The organism is Boseongicola aestuarii (genome assembly GCF_900184815.1).
In the GTDB taxonomy this organism is placed as follows: Bacteria; Pseudomonadota; Alphaproteobacteria; order Rhodobacterales; family Rhodobacteraceae; genus Boseongicola; species Boseongicola aestuarii.
In genome coordinates, this window is record NZ_FXXQ01000027.1 from 1 (window position 1) to 18400 (window position 18400).

10 protein-coding genes and 1 pseudogene are annotated in these 18400 nt (G+C 59.1%); 5 read left to right on the forward strand and 6 right to left on the reverse strand.

The features are described 5' to 3' along the window. Positions 1 to 157 precede the first annotated feature (157 nt). Complete coding sequence (locus tag BOA8489_RS19205) at positions 158 to 424, reverse strand: DUF3489 domain-containing protein (RefSeq protein ID WP_176440381.1); 267 nt, start codon at positions 422 to 424, stop codon at positions 158 to 160. Between the two features lie 460 nt (positions 425 to 884). Between BOA8489_RS19205 and BOA8489_RS19210 the strand changes: the two genes are divergently transcribed. The 5 genes from BOA8489_RS19210 to BOA8489_RS19230 are packed head-to-tail and all read left to right on the forward strand — an operon-like array spanning position 885 to position 6042. Next, positions 885 to 2138 (forward strand): ABC transporter substrate-binding protein, encoded by a 1254-nt coding sequence (locus tag BOA8489_RS19210; RefSeq protein ID WP_093975932.1) that lies wholly within the window; start codon positions 885 to 887, stop codon positions 2136 to 2138. Between the two features lie 52 nt (positions 2139 to 2190). Next, complete coding sequence (locus BOA8489_RS19215; RefSeq protein ID WP_245813988.1) at positions 2191 to 3093, forward strand: carbohydrate ABC transporter permease; 903 nt, start codon at positions 2191 to 2193, stop codon at positions 3091 to 3093. Then, positions 3090 to 3983 carry a carbohydrate ABC transporter permease gene (locus BOA8489_RS19220; protein ID WP_093975933.1) on the forward strand — a complete coding sequence of 298 codons (894 nt, stop codon included), beginning with the start codon at positions 3090 to 3092 and terminating at the stop codon, positions 3981 to 3983. Before BOA8489_RS19215 ends, BOA8489_RS19220 begins: the two co-directional genes overlap by 4 nt. 4 nt (positions 3984 to 3987) lie before the next feature. After that, on the forward strand, positions 3988 to 5100 hold the full coding sequence (locus BOA8489_RS19225; RefSeq protein WP_093975934.1) for an ABC transporter ATP-binding protein: 1113 nt from the start codon (positions 3988 to 3990) through the stop codon (positions 5098 to 5100). 39 nt (positions 5101 to 5139) lie between these two features. After that, positions 5140 to 6042 carry a UTP--glucose-1-phosphate uridylyltransferase gene (locus BOA8489_RS19230; protein WP_093975935.1) on the forward strand — a complete coding sequence of 301 codons (903 nt, stop codon included), beginning with the start codon at positions 5140 to 5142 and terminating at the stop codon, positions 6040 to 6042. A 52-nt stretch (positions 6043 to 6094) separates the two neighbouring features. Here BOA8489_RS19230 and BOA8489_RS19235 read toward each other — a convergent pair whose 3' ends face one another. The 5 genes and pseudogenes from BOA8489_RS19235 to BOA8489_RS19255 form a co-directional block, all read right to left on the reverse strand. Then, on the reverse strand, positions 6095 to 14503 hold the full coding sequence (locus BOA8489_RS19235) for a glycoside hydrolase family 94 protein (RefSeq protein ID WP_093975936.1): 8409 nt from the start codon (positions 14501 to 14503) through the stop codon (positions 6095 to 6097). Continuing rightward, entirely contained in the window at positions 14500 to 15531 is a 1032-nt protein-coding gene (locus BOA8489_RS19240) for a universal stress protein (RefSeq protein WP_093975937.1), read from the reverse strand. Before BOA8489_RS19240 ends, BOA8489_RS19235 begins: the two co-directional genes overlap by 4 nt. 320 nt (positions 15532 to 15851) lie before the next feature. Beyond that, a complete protein-coding gene (locus BOA8489_RS19245; protein WP_093975938.1) occupies positions 15852 to 16331 on the reverse strand; it encodes an HPF/RaiA family ribosome-associated protein in 480 nt (159 codons plus the stop codon). Between the two features lie 14 nt (positions 16332 to 16345). Continuing rightward, on the reverse strand, positions 16346 to 17971 hold the full coding sequence (gene groL, locus BOA8489_RS19250; RefSeq protein WP_093975939.1) for a chaperonin GroEL: 1626 nt from the start codon (positions 17969 to 17971) through the stop codon (positions 16346 to 16348). Between the two features lie 88 nt (positions 17972 to 18059). Continuing rightward, a pseudogene (locus BOA8489_RS19255) lies at positions 18060 to 18400 on the reverse strand (ATP-dependent zinc metalloprotease FtsH); the annotation flags it as partial.

Genomic DNA, 18400 nt, shown 5'->3' on the forward strand with positions numbered 1-18400 from the left:
TGTATCTCATAGGCCAGCAGTCGACGCAGGGTCTCGGCACGCAACCGAGGCGGCACCGTCAGGCCAGGCATTGCAGCCAGTCCCTCGGCGCAGGCTGAGCGATCCATCGAGGCGATCTCCCGAAGCCTTCCGGAAAGATTGTCAAAACGAGGCTGGCTCATGTTCGGTCGCCGCTGATGCGGTAGGTCGGAGTTCTGCGGCTTCGATCAAGCAGAACCTCTGCCCCGCTTTTGCGCAGCCGCGAGATCGCAGCCCGGATGGTATGCGGCTGCCACTCCAGACTGTTCTCCAGCTGTTCTTGCGTTGCGCCCCGCGGGCGGCGCAGCATGGCTTCCAGGCGCGCCAATTTGGTAACATTTGGCGGCGTCTTAGTCTTCCGGGCTTTCAGCGCCCCATCTTCGGTATTCGTCTGATTGTCGAGCATGTCGGTCTCCTTCGCTGGAGGGCGCCGGACCATCCGGTGCCCGCACCGACACAAGCCCGGTGATCCGGGCAGAGACCCCCGACACAAGCGCGTCGCGACACGGGACACTGACGCTCTGGCGGCGACAGAAGTCCAGTGGTTCTTGCTCGTGAGACGCAGCACTTAAGCGTTGCGGCTTGCTCTCGTGAAGGCGCGCTGAAATTTCTCAGTGTGTGTCCGGTTTGTATTCATGGTCCAAAGCAATGCGACGTCCAAATCCATTCCACGTCTTCGGCGCGGCATTGTCACAAGGTTTGCCCTTGATATTCCTCAATCCCAATTGCCTTTCACTGAATAGACTCATCCCACAGCAATACGAGCGACCGTCACTGATAGCGGCGCTTGAAGCTTGTGGCTGTCGTTCTGCGAAACGCGCGGGGCACGGGTGGTCTGACAATGCAACACTAGAGGAGGAGAATTCATGCAAAGTTTCAACCGTATCGCCCTAGCGGCTACAATTGCAGGCGCGTCGTGGTGCACTGCGGCGAGCGCACAGGGTACAGCGGAAGTGCTGCACTGGTGGACATCAGGTGGCGAGGCCAAGGCCGTTGGCGAACTCAAAGACGCTTTCGAGGCGGGCGGTGGCACATGGATCGACTCGCCCATCGCCGGGGGTGGTGGCGACGCTGCAATGACAGCGCTGCGTGCCCGCGTTGTGGCGGGTAACCCGCCGACAGCCGTGCAGTTGAAAGGGCCGGGCATCCAGGAATGGGCCAACGAAGGTGCGCTGAACGACGTGAACGAAGTCGCGCAATCAGAGGGTTGGGATGCAGTTTTACCGCCCGCCCTTGCCGAGATCATGAAGTACGAGGGCGAATATGTCGCGGCACCCGTGAATATCCATCGGGTTGATTGGTTCTGGGCCAGCCCTGAGGCGCTTGAAACGGCCGGCGTTAGGGACATGCCAACCACCTGGGATGAATTCAATGCGGCGGCTGACAAACTCTTGGAGGCCGGGATCACGCCGCTTGCGCATGGCGGACAGCCTTGGCAGGATGCGACCCTTTTCGAGGATGTAGTACTGGGTATCGGGGGGCCGGATTTCTACCGCAGCGCTCTTGTTGACCTTGATCAGGACGCACTGAAAAGCGATACGATGGTTGCAGCGTTCGACCAGTTGCGCAAGCTGCGCGGCTATGTCGATCCGAACTTCTCGGGCCGCGACTGGAACCTTGCTACCGCGATGGTGATGCGGGGCGAGGCCGGTTTTCAGATCATGGGTGACTGGGCAAAGGGTGAGTTTCTGGCCGCAGGCAAGGTGCCGGGCGAGGACTTCTTGTGTGCGCCAACACCAGGTAACGGCTTTGTACTGAACTCTGACAGCTTCACGTTCTTCAACGTGGCGGGCGAGGACAATCTGGCGGGACAGCAGTTGCTTGCCAGCTTGATCATGTCACCGGACTTTCAGGAGACCTTCAATCTGGCCAAGGGATCAATTCCGGCACGCACCGATGTATCACTTGACGCATTCGACGAATGCGCACAGCGGTCGCACTCGGATCTTATCGCCGCGATCGAAAGCAACGCCCTTGTACCCTCAATGGCACATGAGATGGCGATTCCGCGTTCGGTCCGGGGTGAATTCCTTGATCTGGTGACGGAGTTCTTCAATTCGGACATGAGTTCGCGCGATGCAGCCGACCGTCTGGCCGACGCAGTTCTGCGCGCACAGTAGCCAGTGAAATGCAGCCGGGGGCCGTTTTTGCCTTCGGCTGCGGTTACATCCGATGAACGAACGCATCCCCTTGACCCTCATGATTTCGCGCGCGCTGGAGCGTCGGTTGCCGATGATCGTGGTCTCGCCACTTTTTGCGGCCAGCCTGTTCTTTGTTTATGGCTTCATCGCCTGGTCCATCTATATTTCGTTTACCAAGTCGGGCGTCATGCCGAACTATGCGTTCGAGGGGCTGCAACAATACGACCGCTTGTGGGCGACGCCGCGCTGGTCGGTAGCACTGCGCAATCTGTTTGTTTTCTCTACGCTCTTTATCGCGATTTCCATGGCGATTGGAATTCTTCTGGCCATCCTGCTTGATCAGAGAATCCGTGGCGAAGGGATGATCCGAACGATCTTTCTGTATCCGATGGCCTTGTCCTTCATCGTCACCGGAACGGTCTGGAAATGGATCCTGAACCCCGGTCTGGGGGTCGAGCGACTGGTGCGGCAAGCAGGATTTGAGGATTTCACCTTCGATTGGTTGGTGAATTCAGATTACGCGATCTACACGGTCGTCATCGCGGCTGTCTGGCAATCCTCGGGCTATGCGATGGCGCTGTTTCTGGCAGGCCTCAGATCGGTGGATGACGAAATCCTCAAGGCGGCGGCAATCGACGGGGCCGGACCCGTCCGGGTCTATTCCGGCATCGTGATGCCGATGCTGCGCCCAGTGTTTTTATCGACAATCATCATCCTGGCGCATCTCGCGATCAAAAGCTTCGATCTGGTCATCGCACTGACCGGTGGCGGCCCGGGGTTTGCTACCGACATGCCGGCCACCTTCATGTACGCGTTTGCGTTTCAACGCAGCGAACTGGGGGTGGCGGCCGCAAGCGCCACGATGATGCTGATGACCATCGTCGCGATCATCGTACCCTATCTCTACTCTGAACTGCGGGGCACACGGGAATGAGTGCGCGCGCAACCGGGGGCATCGTGCGCGCAAAAGGCCTGAGGCATCGAATGATGCGCCTGGTCTTGTTCGTGGTGTTGGGGGTCTTCTGCATCTACTATCTAATCCCCCTTGTCGTCATGATCGCTACCTCACTGAAATCGCTGGAGGAGATCCGCGCGGGCTCTCTTTTATCGCTACCACAAGAGGTGCGTCTTGATGCCTGGGGCAAGGCCTGGAATTCCGCTTGTGTCGGGGTCCGATGCAACGGGCTGCAGCCTTATGTCTGGAATTCGGTTCTGATGACCGTACCTGCGGTGTTGATTTCGACCATGCTGGGGGCGCTGAACGGGTACGCGCTGACCAAATGGCGGTTTCGGGGGGCCGACGTCATCTTTGCGCTGATCCTGTTCGGGGCTTTCATCCCTTTTCAGGTTGTCTTGCTGCCGATGGCGCGGACCCTTGGCCAATTTGGCTTGGCCGGTACGGTGCCCGGTCTGATCCTGGTGCATTCCGTCTATGGTCTAGCCTTCACGACCCTGTTCTTTCGAAACTTCTTTATCGGGGTGTCGGACGGTATCTTGCAGGCAGCGAAGATCGACGGGGCTGGGTTCTTTCGTATCTTCTTTGGAATCGTGCTGCCTATGTCCATCCCGGCTATCGTCGTGACGGTGATCTGGCAGTTCACGCAGATCTGGAACGATTTCCTGTTTGGCGTGGCCTTTACGGTAGGTGACAGCAACCCAGTGACAGTGGCTTTGAACAACCTCGTCAACACCTCGACCGGCGTCAAGGAATACAACGTGGACATGGCTGCGGCGATCATCGCGGCTCTGCCAACGCTTGTCGTCTATGTCGTGGCGGGGGCGTATTTCGTGCGCGGCCTTTCTGCCGGCGCGGTGAAAGGATAACGTTATGGCGGCAGGTATCAGGCTTGAGCAGGTGCAGAAGTTCTTTGGCGCGAATGAGGTCATTCGCAAGATCGACCTTAACATTGAACCGGGAGAGTTCGTCGTGCTGGTCGGGCCATCCGGCTGTGGCAAGTCTACGCTGCTCAACCTTATCGCCGGGCTGGAAACACTGTCTTCGGGCCATATCCACATCGGTGGTGCGCAGGTGGATGATACACCGCCCCGCGACCGTGATATCGCCATGGTGTTTCAGTCCTACGCGCTCTACCCGACCAAGACCGTGCGTCACAACATCACCTTCGGAATGCAGACCCGGAACATTCCTAAGCCTGACCAAGAGGCGGCGGTGGATGAATTTGCGCGGCTTTTGCAAATCGATCAGCTGCTGGAACGCAAGCCCGGTCAGTTGTCCGGCGGACAGCGGCAACGGGTGGCGATGGGTCGAGCTCTGGTGCGAAAGCCCGCGGTGTTCCTATTTGACGAGCCTTTGTCCAATCTGGACGCAAAACTGCGCATCGAAATGCGGACCGAGATCAAGAAATTGCACCAGAGATTGGGCAAGACCGTCGTCTATGTAACGCATGACCAGATCGAGGCCATGACGCTCGCCACCCGTATTGCCGTGATGGACGATGGCAGCATACGACAGTTTGCTGATCCCGCGACCATCTACGAAAATCCAGCCGATCTCTTTGTTGCGGGCTTTATGGGCTCTCCGCCGATGAACATGGTGCCGGGACGGTTGGTCTGGGATGAAGGGCTGTTTGTGGTGCCCGAGCGAGAACACGAAGGTGGTCTGCGCTTCCCCATACCCGCTGCGGCAGCGGCTCGGCTTGGAGACGATGCTGGTCGCAAGGTTGTTCTGGGGTTGCGGCCCGAAACGATCTTTGCGGCCGGCACCGAATTGCCGGGGCCAAACCGCTTTGTCTTTGAACGGGAGGTGGACGTCGTGGAACCCACCGGCCCCGACACGATGATCGTTTTCAGCGTGGGCGGTCAGGACCTGATTGCACGGGTCAGACCCGAGGATGCGCGCGCTCCGGGCTGCAGCTTTCGCTTCGAGGTGGACATGGACAAGGCCAAGATTTTTGACAGTGAAACCGGGCTGCGGCTTTAAGGTTTACCAGTGCAAGAGAGCCCATCAGGCGAAAGGAAGATGATGCCCAAGCAAGAGGTCAGAACCGCGATTTTTCCAGTTGCAGGTCTTGGTACGCGGTTTCTGCCCGCGACCAAGGGTACGCCAAAGGAGCTCTTGCCGGTGATAGACAAGCCATTGATCCAATACGCAATCAACGAAGCCCGCGAAGCCCGGGTCGAACGGATGGTCTTCGTGAGCCATCCAACGAAAGCCGCCATCAAGCACTATGTGATGGACGATGAAGACCTGCGGGCGGCGTTGAAGGCTCACGGCAAGGCGCGGCTGGCGCAAGAACTGGAAGAAGCCGCCCTTGATGAGAAGGCCTGCGAGTTAGTGTTCGTGATGCAGGACGAACCGTTGGGACTGGGTCATGCCGTGCTTTGCGCCAAGGATCACGTTCTTCCCGGACCAGTCGCCGTCATTCTGCCTGATGATCTGATTCTCGGCACGCCGGGCTGTCTGAGCAGCATGATCGCGCAATATGCCGATTGCGCGGCGGGTCATCTGGTGGGTGCGATGAAGGTACCTGCCGAACTGACAAGTCGCTATGGTATCTTGTCGGTAGCATCGGAAGATGGCCAGATCCTGTATGCAGATGCTGTTGTCGAAAAGCCGCCCACGGGTCAGGCACCATCACGGATGGCCGTGGTCGGCCGCTATATTCTGGATGCGTCAATTTTTTCCGACTTGCAGACCCAGACACTTGGCGCAGACGGAGAGATTCAACTGACCGATGCCATTGCCCGCGGTATTGACCGCGTGGGTCTGGCCGGTTTCCGCATTCCGGGCCTCCGGTTTGACTGTGGGTCCAAGACCGGCATGCTGGAAGCCACGCTGTATGTGGCCAGCAAGGATCCCGCCTATGCGGCAGTTCTGGACGCTTATTGTAACAAGCGGCAGCTGGCGGCATTCGACAAGTAGGGTGCCGGACGCAGTGCCATTCATCGCGTTGCTCAACGCCCTGAACTGCTGGTCAACTGCCCAATACCACCACAACGTTGCGCATTTTGCCCTCGCCCGGGAATGCAATGTCAGTGTGGGTGTGCGGCTTGCCGTCAACCGTGCAACTGGCCACGCCGCAACCGACACGGCCGGGGTCCTTGATCTGAATAGTCATTTGCCCCGCCTTGCTGTTCAAGTTGGCGTCCGCACCGCCCCAGTCGGTCGGCAAACACGGATCGACAGTGACTTTGCCATGCCTGATCCGCACACCAAGAATGCCATGTACGGCAAGCTGCCATGCCCAGCCTGCGGCACCCGTATACCAAGACCAGCCTCCAACACCGGTCAGATCGCCAGCGCCGGACACATCACCGGTCAGGACATAGGGTTCACGTCTATAATGCGCGGCAGTGGCCGCTGTATCGCTTCGCCGAATAGGATTGATCAGGTCGAAAACCTGCCACGCGCGATCACCGTCTTTCACAGCGGCCATCGCAACACCAAGCCAAGTTGCCGCGTGCGTATACTGCCCGCCATTTTCGCGAATGCCGGGGGGATAGGCCTGAATATACCCCGGATCCCGCTCGGTCTTGTCGAAAGGCGGCGTTAAGAGCCGTATGAGGCGCTGATCGGGATCCACAAGCATGTCACAAGCAGATCGCAAAGCCTGCAGAGCCCTTTCGTCCGGTTCATCGCCACACAGCACGCTCCATGCCTGGGCGATCAGGTCGATGCGGCATTCATCGTTGGTCTGCGACCCCCATGGCACCCCGTCATCATCAAAAGCGCGTATGTACCACGCGCCGTCCCAGGCATTCGCTGCGATTGCCGCGCGGAGTTTTTCGACATGGCCCAACCAGCGCTTCGTCATTGCAGCCTCGTCCGCCGCCTGTGCGAGCGGTGCAAAAGCACTGATCGTCGCGATCAGGAACCATGCTAGCCAAACACTCTCGCCCTTGCCGCCCGCAGCGATGCGATCCATGCCGTCATTCCAGTCTCCACTGCCCATCAAGGGCAGCCCGTGCGCTCCGGTGCGCATGCTGCGATCAATCGCCCGCGCGCAGTGATCCAGAACAGTCCCGTCCGTCCCGGTATCAAAACGGGCGTAGCGGTCGCTTTCATCCTCATGCAGTTCGGGGGCGGACAGAAAGGCCACACGCTCTGAGAGCACCGATGTGTCTCCCGTCGCCTCTACGTATCGCGCGGTCACATAAGGGAGCCACAAAAGGTCGTCCGAAAAGCCGGTTCTGACACCGCGCCCCTCCGGCGGGTGCCACCAATGTAGCACATCGCCCTCTTCAAACTGATGCGCGGCGGCCCGCAGGATGTGAAGCCTTACACGGTCGGGATCGAAGTGCAGCACGCCAAGCATGTCCTGCAACTGATCGCGAAAACCATACGCCCCGCCCGCCTGATAAAACCCGGCGCGCGCCATGATCCGGCAGGACAGGTTTTGATAGGGCAGCCATTGGTTGACCATCAGGTTCATCGCCAGATCGGGAGTTTTGATCTGCAAGGCTCCGAGCCTTGCATCCCATGCGTGTTTCAGATGCCTGAACGCCTCATCGACGTGTACTGCGTCCCTCCACCTATGGACAAGAGCGGTCGCCTCGGTCTGATCGGACCCCTCTCCAAGGACGAAAACCACGTCTTCGGTGGCACCCGGTGCAATCTTCAAATGCACCTGATAGGCGGCGCAAGCGTCCCCACCGGGGGTAAATCGACCACCCAGATCCCATCGGCACATCGCGTCCGGCAGCGACACGTCACTGAACTGGCCAAGGAAGGCATGACGGTCCCCGGTCACGCTGTGGGGGCCGGTCGAGGCCGTCAGGAAGGCGACACGCTCTGCGAATTCGGGATTCCAGCGGTTCTGCGCCAGAATAGCTTTTAGCGCTGGATCATACGAGCAGGCGATGTGCGGCTTGCTCGTAGAGAGCATCGCCCCCAGCAGCCATTCGGCATAGTAGGTGGCGGTGAGGCGTCGGGGCGCGTCTGATCTGTTATGCAGTCTCAGGCGCACTAGTTTCACAGGCGCATCGACAGGTACAAAAACCGTTAATTCCTGTTCCAGATCATGGCTGCACTGACGCCATGTCGTATAGCCGGTACCGTGCACTATCTGACAGTCGGCCCCTGGTGCGCGTGGCGACGGCGTGGGTGTCCAGACTTCTGTCGTGGCCTCATCCCTGAGATAGAGCACTTCGCCCGGCGCATTCCTTACCGGGTCATTCGACCATGGTGTGAGCCGATGCTCGCCACTGTTCACCGCCCAGGTGAAGCCCAGGCCCGCCTCGCTGACCAGCGTCCCGAACTGATCATTGGCCAAGACATTGCACCATGGCGCCGGTGTCGGCTGATTGGGGCCCAAATGAACGACATAGGCGCGGTCTGCCTCATCAAACCCGCCAAATCCGTTGTCGAAAGTCAGGTTTTCAGGGCGGGGTAAGCGCGGGGAGTGTTGATAATCCGCGGGCGTCGAGGGATCGAACCGTGGCGGCAATACGCGGTCCTCCAATGCACCATCAACGACATCGACAAGCGACTTGTGTGTACCGTGAATGACGACATGCGCCGCTGATTGCAGGCCCTGCCTTACGATCCCGTTCATCTGATCGGAGGCAAGCAGATGTACGCCCCCTTTGCGCCCAAGCGATCCTTCGGCGTGGGTGTTGCGCAGGATCGACAGAATGTGTTCACGCAAGGGATCTTCATAACCCGAGGCAACATCACGGATAATGACGATATCCGTGTCCAATCCGCCTCGCTTCCAGAGGTTTTGCGCACGTACGACCGTATCAAGAAGGCCGGTATCTTCGGGACGATCCAAAAAAAGCAACAAGATCGGCAGATCACCGGAAATCCCAAAGCGCCAAAGGTCGGGTTGGCCCTGCCAAGGAGGGCCGGACATGTCGGCAGCGCTGCGAAGCGTATGCCCAGGTTGCGCGAGGAATGACGAAAGCACTTGCAGCTCCGGCAGATGCGCCGGTTCCAGATCGGCCGCCTGAACCACGCGCGCCGCTTCCAGCCCGGAGTCGCGGAATGCCCGTTCGACCATTAAAAATGGGTAGCGTCGAGCAATGCCAAGAGCCTTTTCTCTGGAGCTGCCGGAAACCGTCAGAAAAGCGCATTGCTTGATTTCCATCGGCCCCAGTAATACCCGCGCCTGCAACGCCATCACGGGGTCCAGCGTCCAACCTGTCCGCCCGCCCAACTCCGCGTCAAGGCCCGCCGGTGTCTCGGCGCTGCCGTGGCGCCCCAGAAACGTCAGGCGGTCCGTATCAAAGCCCGCCAGCACGATGCCTGGATCGTCGGACACCAGTTGATGCAACAGGAGAGGCGGCGTGTCCTCTGGCCTGCGCGGTCGGCGTTGGAACAACAGTGCCCTTTCGTTGGGCAGGTATTCGCTATGAACGAACAGCTTACTGAACGCGGGATGCGTTTCGTCGTCTTGTGGTGGAGCCAGCACGACCTCTGCGTATGTTGTCAGGTCGATTGTACGCGGACGGTCCGTTTCATTGATGATCGTCATGCGCCGGATTTCGACATCGTCATAAGGTGCCACCATGACATCGGTGCGGATAGCGATCCCTTCCTGGCGTTGCAGCATTTCAACCATGTGCTGATGAAACACGATCTTGGTTTCTTCGCATGACGCGCCAGCGGGCAAGCGACCGACGGACCATAGCCGCCCGCTCTCAGCGTCTTTCACATAAGTCCAGGTACCGAACCCATCGTGGGTTGGGTCAGGTCGCCAGCGGGTCAGCGCATAGTGCCGCCAGCGTAGCCCGCCGCTCCCACCGCTTGAGAGACGCGTGGACATGCGTCCATTGCCGAGGAAGTGCATCTGTGGCACCGCCGCATCCTGCGATGGAACCCATGGGGACAGGGCCGGTAGACGGGCCGTTTCGGGTTCGTCCTCCCACAATTCATCGGCACGTCCGCTTTCGAGCGGCGCATCCCATGGCACCCGCTCCTGCAAGACAAGACTGACCGCCGCGATCGGCTTTTCCCGACCGACATAATCAACCAGAATGTCATCCGTCAGGACATTACTGATGGCCGCCATTATCATGCCCTGATGGTGCGCCATGAACGTACGGATCGGAAGCGCCGGCTGGCTTTCGGAGGTGCGGCTTGGTGTGAAATCCAGTGCTTCGATGAAGCCATAGCAGGTCAGCGCGCCCCTGTTTTGCAGCTCTCGCAGGTTGTCAGTTGCCGCGCGGGGGCGAGCGCCAAGCGCCAGCGCGGTTGCATAGGGTGCCACGACGAGGTCTTCGGACAGACCACGCCTGATCCCTAGACCCGGCACGCCGAATGCCCTGTATTGGTAATTGCCCTCTGCGTCGGTTGCACCGAATGCCGACTCCGAGATGCCCCAGGGGACACCTCGTTCGGCGGCATAGCTTTGCTGAAACTCAACCGCCATCAGCTCGCTTTCGCCCAGCAGCGTGTCCCGGTGGCTGGGCAGCAAGAGCGGCGGCATCAGATATTCGAACATCGAGCCGTTCCACGACAATATCGACGGCCTTCCGTTCAGCTGCGTGATCGGTCGGCTCAACGCGAACCAATGCTCTGGTGGTGCATCGGCTTTGGCAATCGCAAACAGGCTGGCCAACCGCGCCTCTGTCGCCAACAAGTCATAGTGGTTGTGATCCATCTGGCCGCTGCTCAGATTATAGCCAATCCAGAACAGCCGTGATCTGGTGTTGTAGAGAAATCCGAAATCCATCGCGTAAGCCAGACGGTCGGCGTGGTCGGCGACCGCAACAAGAGCATCACGCAGTTGCTTTTGCGCAGTCGCACCCCGCGTGACGGTGTCGTCAAGCATTGTCAGCCAGTCCCGCGATGCAGCGTCGAGGTCAACCCATGACAGGTGTTCGCATATTGCTTCATGCAAGTCGTCTTGATAACCAGGCGGGTGCTTCAGCAAGGTCTCCAAGGAATGTTCTGAGAAAGATTGCATCGGGTCAGGCACATCGGCGAAATGCGCCAACCAGGGTGCAAGACGTTCCTGATCGCGTTGCATTGCCTGCAAATGGTGATTGGTTCGCTCGACCCAGACGCTGACATCCTGCAGCGCCTCGTGCGACACTTCGCGCGCCTCCTCTATCGCAGCCTGTACAATTGTTTCCAGCCGCGGCCAAAGCGCCGAGTACAGCTCGGCATGCGCACCAACTATTGATGCGGGATCGTGGTGCAAATCCTGTACCGCCTGTCTGATTTCCTGCTCTGCCGCATCCAGAGCCGCGCGGTCACAATTTGGCAACCGGCGCACTGTCGTCGTCAAAAGTTCGACCGTGACCATCAGACCGTCAAAGCTGCGCGCATCGACAGGTGGATGGTTACAGGACGCAAGACACCCCTGCTTAAGAGCAATCAGCGACATGGCCAGATTGCCACTGTCGACAGTCGAGACATATTCAGGGTCCAGCGTTTGCAGCGAACGGGTATCGACCCAGTTCAGAATATGACCGCGGTGCGTCTTCATCCGGTCCAGCGTTTGCAGCGTGTTGTTGGCCCGTGCGGCAAGTTCTGCCCGCGAAACAAAGCCCAGTTCAAGCGCGGACAAGGCCGACACGAGGTACAAGCCGATATTGGTTGGGGACGTCCGGTGCGCCACCAAGGGGGCGGCCTCGTCCTGAAAGTTGTCAGGCGGCAGCCAGTTGTCATCCGGGCCGACGAAGGCCTCAAAGAAATACCAGGTGCGCCGCGCGATCTGTGTCAGATACCGGCGGTCCGCCTCTGTCGGGACCTCGCCCCGAAACGTCCGCCTGCGTGCCGTCCATACTGCAATTTCGGGTGCAAGCAGCCAAAGCGTAAGGATCGGCAAGGCCGGCAGAAGCGCTGCAGGGTCATACAGCGCAAGGTCGGCTCCCAGAATGATCGCCAGAGCAGATGACGGCCAAATGCTCTGCCATGTTGTCGAGCGCACACCTCGTCCAGAAAGCGCGGCGGCGGAATGTGCTGCCGATGTCCACTCAAGTAGATGCTTCTTGCTGACAAAAAGCCGATAGAGCGTGCGTGAAATCGCATCGATGCAGATCAGCGTGTCACTGACAAGAAATGTGATGGACAAGAACCACCTTCCGCCTTGCATCGCAAACCGATCAGCGGCTCTGCGAAGGAGATTGCGTCGCACCCCACCAGTTGCGATGTTGACGACCTCGCCGATCAAGTAGGCACCCGTCGGTGCAACTGCCAAAAGCGTCCATATCAGCGCGCTGCCGGGTAGGACCGCCCATCCTCCGACAAAGAAAGCCAGCATCGCAGGCGGTAAGAGGCTGCGGCGCAGATTGTCCGCAATCTTCCAGCGATCCAACATGTCAAGCGGCGTCTTTGCGCGTGATCCGTCCCGCATCGGCACCCGGTTTCCCAGCCACCGCAAGAGCTGCCAGTCCCCGCGAATCCAGCGATGCATACGCATGGCATATGCTGGGTAAGTTGTCGGCAAATCTTCGTAAACCACAACGTTGCTGGCCAGACCAACCCGCCCGTGCACGCCTTCGAAAAGATCGTGGCTGAGGATGCTGTTGTCCGGCACCCGGTCCGCCATGATCTTGTGCATCGTCGGGATGTCATAGATGCCTTTGCCGACAAAGATGCCCGTGCCGAACAGGTCCTGATACACATCAGAGACAGCGCGCGAATAGATATCGATTGCTGTATCACCACCATAAAGATGCGAAAAATGGGTCCGCTGACCTGGTTTCGGCAGAATTTCGACACGTGGCTGGAGGATGGAATAGCCTCCGGTAACCTGCCCAGTCTCTGCATCGATCCGTGGATGGTTCAGCGGATGCGCAATGATGCCGACGAGACGCGAGGCGGTGGCGGGCGGCAATTCGGTATCAGCATCCAGAACGATGGCGTAACGGGTGCCGACAAGCCGTCCCGCGTCCCCGGCCACGACAGCGAATGCCTCACTTTCGCCAGTCAGCACTAGCGTATTGAACTCTTCCAGCTTGCCGCGCTTGCGCTCCCATCCCATCCAACAAGCCTCGGCCTCGTTGAAACGCCTGCGTCGGTGCAACAGTACGAACGGTGCGTCCGATTGCTGCCCATGATGGGCATTCAGCCGCGCCACGCCGTCGCGCAGGGCTTCCTCGATCTCTGCATCGCCTGGCGCCGTCTGCGTGGCGGCATCTGCCAGATCAGACAGGATAACGTAGCGCAGATTTGGGTCGGGGTTCGCCATTTGCCGGATTTCGATTTTTTCAAGAATGCCGGGGACTTCATCCGCCTCGCGCAGAATGATCGGCACCACGACAGCCGTCGCCAAATCGTCCGGTATGCCGTCAGAGAAATCACGTTCAGTCAAGGGAACAGGTCGTGTCACCCGGGTGATAGCCCAGTGAACGACCGTGACGCTGAGGATCGTCGCTGGCAGCAACGCAATCGCCAGCCCGGCAAGCCATTGCCATGGGCTGGGCTCAAAGCGGCCCATGTACCAGAGCGGCAGGAAAAGCGCCAAGACAACACCCGCAATCAGTCCAGCGCCGTAGAGAGACCCCAGCATTTGACCAAGCGCGCGTCGTAACCTCTCTTTCAGCGTCGCGCGATACCCAATGGCCGCCTCAAGATTCCCGACGCCATTGTCGACAAGCCAGAACCCCACATGCGACGCAATGGGATCATCTGTGGCGTCCTGCGCGAGCCGGATAGCAGCCAGTGCGATGTCAGTTTCCGAAGCCTCGGTCCGGGCCGCCAAATGCTCCAGCACAGTCCGATATCGGTTACGCGCCTCGAACGTCATTTCACCGTAGATACCCGCCGGATCGCCGCGCAAAGCGGCCTCGGCAAGGCTGACGTGGTCAACGAAGTCTTCCCATTTGATCGTTTGCAAGGCCACAAGATTGGACAACGCCTGCGCAATGCGGTCCGTGGTCTCTGCCGCCGGTACGCTATCGGCGTGCCGGGCGGCGATGGTGCTGACTTCAAGGCTGTTGTTCAGCTCTCCGAAAGCCGCAACAAGCGCCTCCAGACAAGCAAGACGCAGCATCGACGGAAAGGCCCAAAGCTCGGCATTGGTCAGGGCGGTTTGGGTCTGGAATTCAGTGATCAAGGCCACCAATCCATCCAGCGAGAGTGGTGGGCTCAAAGCTTCATAAACGGTCTGAGCGAGAGCATAGGATCGTGGAAAACGCGCGCCGCGCGGGGCATCCAGAGCTGGCAGTTGTCGACAATAGTCAGGCGGCAGATATTCCTGCACCTGCCTAATGGCGCGCGCGACCTGATAGTCGTTGTCAAGCAACCAATCCGCAGCGCGAATATGGTCTTGCGGTGGGTCCTGACAGTAATCACGCACGCGTTTGAGCCACGCAGACAGCTTTGGCAGCGCGGCATAGACCGGCAGGATGTCTGGGCGCCCTTGCCCGACACTCTGTCCGAGACGGAGACCGCGTGCCCCCCTCTCGCCCGCTCGTTCCTCGTTTTTCACGGCTTCAGACCTGCCGGTTTACGCACACCCTCTGATGTGGTTCCGCTATAGGCGTGCTCTTCTGCCGGCTTCATCCTCTGACGGAGCATCAGCACAGGGATACCCGAGCGTTTGAGGATGAAGCTGGCCACGTCACCTGCGGGCACATCGCAATGGCCGCTTTGACCATGCGAGGCGATGATGATCAGGTCCGCCATCTGTTCCTTTGCAACCTGCAACAAGGATCGCCTTGCGTCTTCGCCCACAACAGTCCGGGTCGAGATCACGACCCCTGCGCCCGATAAACGGTCGGTGATGCCGTCCAGATAGGACTTGCCGATTCTCATGTTGCGGTCCGTGACCTGCTTGCGCAGGGCGGCGGCTTCATCGTCGCCGACACCGATATCCGCCACTCCGGGTGGCGGCGTGACAAAGCAAAGGATCATTTCCGATTTCTCGGCACTTGCCAGACGCACAGCGCACGACAGCACGCTTTCTGCGCGACTGGACCCATCAATCGGAACAAGAATTCGGGCGTATCCGCTCCTTTTGCGATGCGCGCTGCGCGACGGCACCCTGAGGATTGAAGCCTGACTTGACGTCAAAACCGCCTGCGCGAATTTGCCGTCCTCGTGCGGCAAGGACTGACCCTCACCTAGAACCACAATGACTTCTTTACGGCGCGCCTGAATAAATGCGCCTATTTGCTCAAGACAACTTCCTTCAAGAACATGGGTAGCAATGGGTCGGTCAGGTTTCTCATATCTATTCGCACATGCCCCAAGTAGGGCTTCGATATCGCGGCGATGGATGTCCCACTCAACCGGATCAACGGGACCGGCGCTATTGCTGTGCGACTGAAGTGCATGCAACAAGACCACATCGCCATCAAAGGCGTTGGCGAGCGCCATTCCATGCGACATCAATTGGCTGGCAGATTGTGGATCTCGCATCCCGATAATGACTTCGGACAAAGGCTTTTGCACTTCGTTATTGCCATTCTCCCAAGCAGCGGAGGTATGGTGTGAGTCCGTTGGTACCGTTGGCATTATCCGCTCCAATTCTGGTGATTGACCGTCATGCCCGCTGGCAAACCTATTGACGAAGACCACTCAGCAACTGCAATTGTGCGGACCCACAAGCCGTAACAGATCGCCCGGACGCCAGGATTGACAGTTATCAATCACAGCCCCGAAATCAGCGGGTCTCTTGAATAGTAGTGACGTAACGCTTCTGTATGAGGCATCTGCATGATCTCGAGAACAGCCCCCGGCGGAACCTGAAGGACGACCATTCTGCAGCGGGCGCCAGGCAGCCCGTGTTCGGTAGCGCATCCGTCAGCGACCAAATGCCATCGACACCTTTTCGATCATAATGCAGAACCGAATAGGCCGATCTCTACGGGTCGGCATTGTGACCTGAACCCAGCAGAACACGCTTGGGACGTTTCGATGTGTCCATAGCCGGTAAATTCGTTCAACATCGCGATACGGCCCTGAAGCGGCTGGACATGTGTCTCTGGCCGCCCCTTGTGGGTGTCGCTCCATTTGCGCAGCTTGCGCTCCATCGCGTTGAAGGCATCCCGGATGGCGACGTAGACATCGGTGTGGGCATTGTCGTCGCCCGGATGCCGGGTAACCGCCAGCGTCTGTCCGGGCAGTTCTGCCGAGATGTCGATCAAATACTGGGTGGCTTTGTGTTTCTTGTTGGGCGCACGCACCCAGACATGACATTTGTGCAGCTCGGGACACATGGCCTCAAGCTTCGCGATCCGTTCTTCTACCTTGGCGGTAATCGCATCCGAAGGCGCAATCCCCTGGAAGGTGATATAGGTAGACTCTGTCGTCAAAGCACTCTCCCTTTTTAGCCCAACCCAAGCTCCGGGCGCATCGCTGCCTGGTCGTCCTCATCAGAAACCTCGGTCATTGTCGCTTCGGTCAGCAGCAACACGCTGGCGACCGATACCGCGTTCTCCAAGGCAATCCGCACGACCTTTGTCGGGTCGATGATGCCAGCCTCGATCAGGTCCACGTATGAATTTGTCGCCGCATCAAACCCATACGCGCCTTTGCCTTTCAACATCTCGGCGACGACCACGCCGCCATCCACGGCAGAGTTTTCTGCGATCTGCCGGGTTGGCATACCAAGAGCGCGTCTGAGGATCCGCAGCCCCGTGCGTTCGTCGCCCGTCGCAGATGCTTCCTCCGCTTCAATGGCTTTTGTGCAGCGCAGCAACGCTAGCCCGCCACCCGGCACGATCCCTTCGGCGACGGCGGCTTTGGTGGCGTTGATTGCGTCATCCAAAGCCTCTTTCCTGCTTTGCATTTCCGCCTCTGACGGCGCACCCGCACGAATGACCGCAACGCCACCGGACAACCTTGCCAACCTTTCCTGCAGCTTCTCGCGATCATAATCGCTGGTTGTTCGTTCGATTTGGACCTTGATCTGGGCAATCCGCGCTGCAATCGCGTCTTTCTTGCCCTCACCGCCGATAATGGTGGTTGTATCGGCGTCCGACACGACCCTTGCCGCGCGACCGAGTTGGCTCATATCCACATTTTCAAGTTTGACGCCCAGATCTTCGGAGACCACCTGGGCATCCGTCAGGATCGCTATATCCTCCAACATCGCCTTGCGCCGGTCGCCAAACCCCGGTGCCTTGACGGCGATGGCCCGGAACACCCCGCGCAGCTGGTTCACCACAAGGGTCGCAAGCGCCTCTCCAGTGATATCTTCGGCAATCAACATGATCGGCTTGCCGCTTCGCGCGATGTTCTCCAGCAGCGAGACCAGATCCTTCAGGTTGGTGATCTTCCGGTCGCAGATCAGGATCTGAACATCTTCCAGCACCGCTTCCATCTTTTCGGGATCGGTGACGAAGTAAGGCGAGATATAGCCGCGGTCAAACTGCATGCCTTCGACGACGTCCAGGGTGGTTTCGGTCGTCCGGGACTCTTCGAGCGACACAATGCCGTCGTCGCCGACCTTTTCCATCGCTTCGGCGATCAATTCACCCACGACCATATCGTTATGCGCAGAAATCGCAGCGACCTGCGCCTTTTCGGTGCGCGTGCGGACGGGCTGTGAAAGCTCGGCCAGCGCCTTCTTTGCTGCTGAAAGCCCACGTTCGAGGCCGCGTTTGATCTCTACCCCGCTGGCCCCTGCCACAATGTTGCGCGTCCCGTCAGCAAAGATTTCATGCGCCAGCAGCGTTGCCGTGCTGGTGCCGTCGCCGACGGCATCGCCGGTTTTTTCGGCAGCCTGCCGCAAAATCTGTGCACCGAGGTTCTCTGCCGGATCCTTCAGCACGACCTCTTTGGCGATGGTCACACCATCATCACAGACAACCGGCGATCCAAACCGCTTTTGCATCAGCACGGATTTCGAGCGCGGTCCAAGCGTGACACGCACCGCATCCGCAAGTGCCTTGGTGCCGCGCAAGACTTTCTGGCGTGCTTCAGCGTGAAACAGGATTTCCTTATGGGCCATTGCATCAGCCTCCTACGACGGGTTCCGGCCCTGCCGAGTCTTCCACAAATCGGAGGGCCGGACTTGACTTGTCTCAATGGCGCAGCGCTCAATCGCCGGCGTCGCCGTTCCCATTGCGCCGAGGCTTGCGCAATGGCGTTACGTTGCCGGGGTCGAGGCAATCGCGAATAGCTGAGGCGTCCAGCGTTTCCTCTGCTTCCAGCCGCGCAATCAAAATGGCTATGCGATCTTGATGCTGTTCGATCAATGTCTGCGCGCGCGTCGCGGCATCCTGCAAGATCGTCATTACGGCCTGATCGACGTGACCAGCGGTATCGTCGGCAAAGGCCACTGGCTGCGCGATCTTGCGCCCAAGAAACGGGCTTTCCTCGGAGTTGCGCAAGTCAATCGGGCCGATCTCGGGGTCCATCCCCCAACGCGCGACCATCG

What these genes read in the sequence shown, in the direction of transcription:
- BOA8489_RS19215 (WP_245813988.1), top strand. Translation starts at nt 2,191, where the DNA reads ATGAACGAACGCATCCCCTTGACCCTCATGATTTCGCGCGCGCTGGAG.
- BOA8489_RS19230 (WP_093975935.1), top strand. Translation starts at nt 5,140, where the DNA reads ATGATGCCCAAGCAAGAGGTCAGAACCGCGATTTTTCCAGTTGCAGGT.
- BOA8489_RS19205 (WP_176440381.1), bottom strand. Translation starts at nt 424, where the DNA reads ATGCTCGACAATCAGACGAATACCGAAGATGGGGCGCTGAAAGCCCGG.
- BOA8489_RS19225 (WP_093975934.1), top strand. Translation starts at nt 3,988, where the DNA reads ATGGCGGCAGGTATCAGGCTTGAGCAGGTGCAGAAGTTCTTTGGCGCG.
- BOA8489_RS19240 (WP_093975937.1), bottom strand. Translation starts at nt 15,531, where the DNA reads ATGCCAACGGTACCAACGGACTCACACCATACCTCCGCTGCTTGGGAG.
- BOA8489_RS19210 (WP_093975932.1), top strand. Translation starts at nt 885, where the DNA reads ATGCAAAGTTTCAACCGTATCGCCCTAGCGGCTACAATTGCAGGCGCG.
- BOA8489_RS19220 (WP_093975933.1), top strand. Translation starts at nt 3,090, where the DNA reads ATGAGTGCGCGCGCAACCGGGGGCATCGTGCGCGCAAAAGGCCTGAGG.
- groL (WP_093975939.1), bottom strand. Translation starts at nt 17,971, where the DNA reads ATGGCCCATAAGGAAATCCTGTTTCACGCTGAAGCACGCCAGAAAGTC.